The 5,386-nt window shown below is 31.7% G+C and carries 6 protein-coding genes; 4 read left to right on the top strand and 2 right to left on the bottom strand.

From position 1 onward, the window contains the following. Both ACIQ2Z_RS12445 and ACIQ2Z_RS12440 read left to right on the top strand, forming a co-directional pair. Window positions 1–381, top strand: a 381-nt coding sequence (locus ACIQ2Z_RS12445) for a T9SS type A sorting domain-containing protein (RefSeq protein ID WP_396184489.1), incomplete at its 5' end; no start/stop codon positions are given. 64 nt (window positions 382–445) lie between these two features. Beyond that, entirely contained in the window at window positions 446–1,831 is a 1,386-nt protein-coding gene (locus ACIQ2Z_RS12440) for a T9SS type A sorting domain-containing protein (RefSeq protein WP_396184488.1), read from the top strand. A 71-nt stretch (window positions 1,832–1,902) separates the two neighbouring features. Here the strand turns inward: ACIQ2Z_RS12440 and ACIQ2Z_RS12435 are convergent, their stop codons facing one another. Beyond that, window positions 1,903–2,793 carry a T9SS type A sorting domain-containing protein gene (locus ACIQ2Z_RS12435; RefSeq protein ID WP_396184487.1) on the bottom strand — a complete coding sequence of 297 codons (891 nt, stop codon included), beginning with the start codon at window positions 2,791–2,793 and terminating at the stop codon, window positions 1,903–1,905. Between the two features lie 129 nt (window positions 2,794–2,922). On the opposite strand from ACIQ2Z_RS12435, the gene ACIQ2Z_RS12430 reads away from it, so the two are divergent. Continuing rightward, window positions 2,923–3,438, top strand: coding sequence for a PAS domain-containing protein (locus tag ACIQ2Z_RS12430; RefSeq protein ID WP_396184486.1), 516 nt, complete (start codon window positions 2,923–2,925; stop codon window positions 3,436–3,438). Window positions 3,439–3,513: 75 nt separating this feature from the next. Here ACIQ2Z_RS12430 and ACIQ2Z_RS12425 read toward each other — a convergent pair whose 3' ends face one another. Next, complete coding sequence (locus ACIQ2Z_RS12425; protein WP_396184485.1) at window positions 3,514–3,756, bottom strand: Bax inhibitor-1/YccA family protein; 243 nt, start codon at window positions 3,754–3,756, stop codon at window positions 3,514–3,516. 385 nt (window positions 3,757–4,141) lie between these two features. Between ACIQ2Z_RS12425 and ACIQ2Z_RS12420 the strand changes: the two genes are divergently transcribed. Next, window positions 4,142–5,200, top strand: a complete 1,059-nt coding sequence (locus ACIQ2Z_RS12420; protein ID WP_396184484.1) for a hypothetical protein — start codon at window positions 4,142–4,144, stop codon at window positions 5,198–5,200. Window positions 5,201–5,386: the final 186 nt, after the last annotated feature.

Genomic DNA, 5,386 nt, shown 5'->3' with positions numbered 1-5,386 from the left:
GAATTTTTAATTGCAGGAGTTGATTTACATGGAAACCATTGTTTATATAACTTTGAATTATTTATTCCGGCTTGCGTGGAAGATAGTACTAATGAAAAAAATCAGCCGACAAATGATACCAAAGAAGGGCATCTATCAGCTAAAATTAGTTTTAATCCTAATCCAACCAATGGAAATATGTTCTTTGTTCACGAAAATTTAGCATTAAATACTGAATTATTTATTTATGATTTAACGGGTCGTTTAATGAATAAATATATCATTACAACAATTAACGGGGAACATACTATTGATTTACAAAACTATCCAAGTGGTATATTTATTGCGGTCTTAAAAAACAGCGATAATATACTATCCCAGTACAAAATTGTGAAACAATAATCTTTAAAACAGAGCCGTTGATTAACTTAACGGCTTTGTTTGTTCTAATTTAAATACAATTAAAATGAAAAAATATACAAGCTTATTATTAATAATTTTTATTATAATAATTAATACTCCTTTATATTCACAATGTTTTACTAAAATAAGTTCAGGTTTGTACCATATAGCTGCTCAAAAATCTGACAATTCTTTTTGGACATGGGGTTCAGATAATGGTTATCAGATGGGTAATGAGAATTTTATACCTGAATTATCACCAATTCAACTGTCCACAACTACTAACTGGAACCTTGTTATAGCGGGTAGAGGTGAAAACACTTTTGCTATTCGGAATGACAATAAATTATGGGGCATTGGTGCTAATCAAAATGGGCAATTGGGCATTGGTAGTTCAGTTATAGGGCTTTCAAGTTTTACACAAATCGGTAGTTCAAATTGGAAACACATTTCTTCGACCGATCACACCTACGCTATCCAAACTAACGGGTCATTATGGGGTTGGGGTCAGAATAATGAAGGACAAATGGGAAACGGCACGTGCTGTAGCAACCAATTGTCACCAGTTCAAATAGGTACAGCATTGGACTGGAAACAAGTGGAAGCTAGTCAGACAGGTACAGGTCTTGCTATCAAAGAAAATGGTACGCTTTGGGGTTGGGGATCTAATACAAGCCGTTTAATTACAACACCAAGCATTACGATTGTTAATTTTCCAACACAAATTGGTACCGCTACAGACTGGGAGTTTATGAGCGTAGGGGCATCACAATGTTTGGCCTTAAAAAGCAATGGGACTCTATGGTCATGGGGTTCTAACGGATATGGTCAAAACGGAACGGGTTCTAATTCAAACGTACCGCAACAAGTAGGGTCTGATACGTGGATATATGTTTATGCTGGATTTTTAAGTTCTTTTGCCATAAAATCCAATGGAACATTGTGGGCTTGGGGTAAAAATGATTTAGGTCAATTAGGTGATGGTACAACTACCCAACGTACGGCTCCTATTCAAATTGGCTCCGATACGGATTGGGTGGCAGTTGCGGCGGGTGTTTATCACGGTATAGCCCTAAAATCTAATGGCTCGCTTTGGGCGTGGGGTAATAATGAGTATGGGCAATATGGTAATGGCACAACAACCGTGTCACCAACTCCGTTGTATATTCCAGTGGTAGGGTGTACTTTGAGTGTCAGCGATTTTCAACAAATACCGGTTGTTATGGCTCCTAATCCTGCTAAAGATATAACAACCTTGCATTTTAAAAATACGCTTGAAAAGGTAATCGTAACGGTTTATGATTTATCGGGGAAAATGATGATTAGTCAAGAAGTGGAAGGTATTGATGCGTATCAACTCAATACAATAGATTATCCGGTTGGTGTTTATTTGGTAGAAGTAAAAGAAAACGGTAAATTGGTGGGAAATTATAAATTGGTGAAAGAGTAACAAAGTGCTTTTATAGAGGTTTTAATACTGTCTTATTAAGACCTCTTACTTTTTAACAATAGTATTAAAATTCAATTAATACAAAACAATATATGTTTTTCAAATCTATTAAATAGAATTTTAAACAAATACATTCCTTTTGAAAATGCGTTTAAATCCAATCGCATATCAGTTTGTTGATGATTTTCAAAGACAGCTAATTTCCTCCCATTTAAATCAAAAAGTTCCACGGCATTGACTTCCTCCGTATTTTTTAGATGGCAAACAGACTTGTCATTTTCAGGAAAATAAACAACAATTTCCAGTTGGATGTTTTTAGGATTAGACAAGATAGTTGGTTCACAAACGGTTACTTCCGGAGTTAAATCGGAATAAAACAATGTGCCATTTTTAAAGAAACAGTTCAAAAGTCCAACACCATTGATGTCAGGATATCCACCGGGAGCATTTATCATGGATAAAGAACCAACACCTTCCACCCAAATGGCTTTTTGAGAGCTGATTGTATTGGATTCATGCGGAGAAAAATAAAAATGTTTGCGAAGTTCACCCTCCCAAATAGGAACTTGTCGGATAGAATCTAACACAAACAATCCACCTTCAGCGGGAAATGGAGAGATGGGGTTTTTCATTTCAAAAGTATCGCCTTCTACTAACGAAAAATCATATAATAAATATTCATCGATATGATTTGCGGTAATTTTAGTGAGATATATCTTTTTTTGCTCTACATTTTCGGACAATAAAAATGAACGAGAGATATAGTGAAAACCGTCTAAAATTTTGTGTGTTTTATTATTTACGATAGTATCACCATTGGTATAGTATATATCTTTTATACACCCACCATCATAGCAATTTGTAAAATGCCATTCATTCTGATTATCTAACAAAGGAATATATGCTTGTCCGAACATGTGCATGCAAGCCATTAGAAAAAGAAGAAGTATTTTTTTATTCATAAGTGTTCAAATATATTAAATTTTTGCATTTCATTTTGTTTTATTCAAATGTTCAACAATCGTTAAACTTTAGTTGAACAAATTGCCAGTTGAAATAAAAAGCTAATTTTGAGCTCAAATTATCTGAAAATGCTTGAATTTAAACACTACGACGAAGGAATATCGACTTATTTAAGTCAATTAGATGCCAAAAAAATGCCCTTGCTGACATGGGATTTTTATGGAGATTATTTAAATCAACTTGGCAAAACAATAACAGACCAACATCAACTTACACTTTTAGCTCTTTTAAATTCTTGGGAATCAACTACAGCTGTGAAAACGCAATGGGATGTTGACACCGTAGTGGTGGTTACTTGCCCTAGTTTAAAGATTGTATTCGCAACGCAAAACATGGTTCGTATGAATGGGTATCAACCGGAGGAAGTTATTGGTCATTCGCCAAAGCTATTTCAAGGAAAAGCTACTTGTTTAAAAACAGCAAAGGAAATAGGAGAAGCGGTTCGAAACCAACAGCCTTTTGAAAAGAAGGTGATTAATTACAGTAAAGACGGGTCAGTTTATAATTGCAACATCAAAGGTTTTCCAATTTTTAACCAAAATGGTGAATTGGTTAATTTTATTGCTTATGAAAGAGCGGCTTAAAAGAAATCTTTACATAAAAAAATGCCTCAAAAGTCAAATACTTTTTGAGGCATTTTTTATGATAAAGTACTTTAATTAATCTCTACTCGAAATCGTAGAAAGCAATCGCAAAAACGCTACATACAACCAAACTAAGGTTATCATTAATCCCATTGCTCCAAACCATTCCATGTATTTAGGTAATTGTTTTTCAGCTCCTTTTTCAATTTGATCAAAATCAAGAAATAAATTTAAGGCCGCCACTACAATCACCAAAACGCTAATGCCGATACTCATCAACGAGTTACCATAATGTACCGGCTGAAAGCTGGTAAACATACTCAATTGGATTAAAAAGTGTTAATAAAAATTCGAATAATTACAATAAAAATAAAATAACTAAGAAAACTATTAAGAATTTTGAAATTGTTTCTATTTTTTTTATATTTGAAAGTATTTTATTAAAAAAATGTCATCAAAAAACTTTTTCGCCTAATTTTCTTATCAAGTATAGCATCATTTTCACAAACTAAGTATTATTATTTCAAAGGATAGAAAATAAACATTGAACTTGATAAAAGATTTTTAACAATAAATGTTTCAAATGAAACAAGTGTAAATTCAATAATGGAATATGGTTTTAAAGACTTTGTTTTTTTAAATGATTTAAAAGATTCAGCAAAATGGGCTAAAATTGAATTTGCCCCCCCATATTTATTCAAATATGGAGTATTTGCAAAAAATTAATAGTTTAAGAAATAATTCTTCTGTTTTAACAGTATCGCCATCTTTTATTACTTCTAATGGTGCCACAATTGATATGTCTAGTTATTTCTATGTAAAATTAAAAAGCTTAAATGATGTTCAACTGCTTCATACTATATCTTTAGCTAAAAATGTAGAAGTAATTGAGCAAAATCAATTTATGCCTTTGTGGTTTACATTAAAATGCAATACGACAACTTTAGATAATGCTTTAGAGGTAGCTGAAATTTCAATTAAAATGGATAATGTTTTGTTTAATGCTTGGGAAAAAGGAGGCAAAAAAGTAGCATTTTTAGACAACACAAATGAAGAAAAAAGAAAAATAGTAAAAGGAAATAAAGTAGTTTTAGATCATTTATTATTTGATCCCAATGAAGTAGGGACATTAAAAATTTCATTCAATTTTCTAACAAGAGAATTAACTGAAAAATCTAATTACACCTATCATATCATTCAAAAAGATTATTTTACTGATGAAATTATTGGTGGAGAAACATTTGTGATTAAAAAACCGGTTCGACAACCATTTTTAGCTGATGCAGGAGAGACAATAATGACTGATATTAATCAACCCATTACAATTAGAGCCCAACAAATTAATGAGGCGGCTTTATATAATTGGTATGATTTAAATGGTGAGCTGATTTTTCAAGGTAAAGACTTAACTGTATCAACTGATATTGTAAAAAAATATAAACTTGAAGTTATTGCTTTAACTGATGGATTTAAAGATTATGCAGATGTTGAAGTTAAATTAAACCCAAGTAAAATAGAATCCATTTCACCAAATCCAGCAGTTAACCAAATTCAAGTAAATTATAAAGTCAATGAAAACACCTCTGCATATTTAATGGTTTTAGGTTATTATGGTGGTAGTACAACCTCTCATAATTATATTATTGATGTTAATCAATCAAACTATATTATTAATCTTAGTGAATATACTCAAGGTTTTTATACTGTTGCTCTCGTTTGTAGCGGTGAAATTGTTGATGCCAAAAACTTTTATAAAAATTAATAAAATAAAGTAATGAAAAAAACACTTCTACTACTAATATTTTTTTACATAGAAATAGGCAACTCGCAAACTTTACAAGAAGTAACTTTAACACAAATTGAAAATGGTGTAAATTTAAAATTAAATGTTTATGGTTCAACTGTAATAGGTTATTTAAGTCACGGTTATACCATAGAAAACAATGTA

This window comes from Flavobacterium sp., from assembly GCF_044361015.1.
GTDB lineage: Bacteria > Bacteroidota > Bacteroidia > Flavobacteriales > Flavobacteriaceae > Flavobacterium.
Note: the sequence above shows the minus strand (reverse complement) of the source record. Positions and strands in the feature narration are given on the sequence as shown.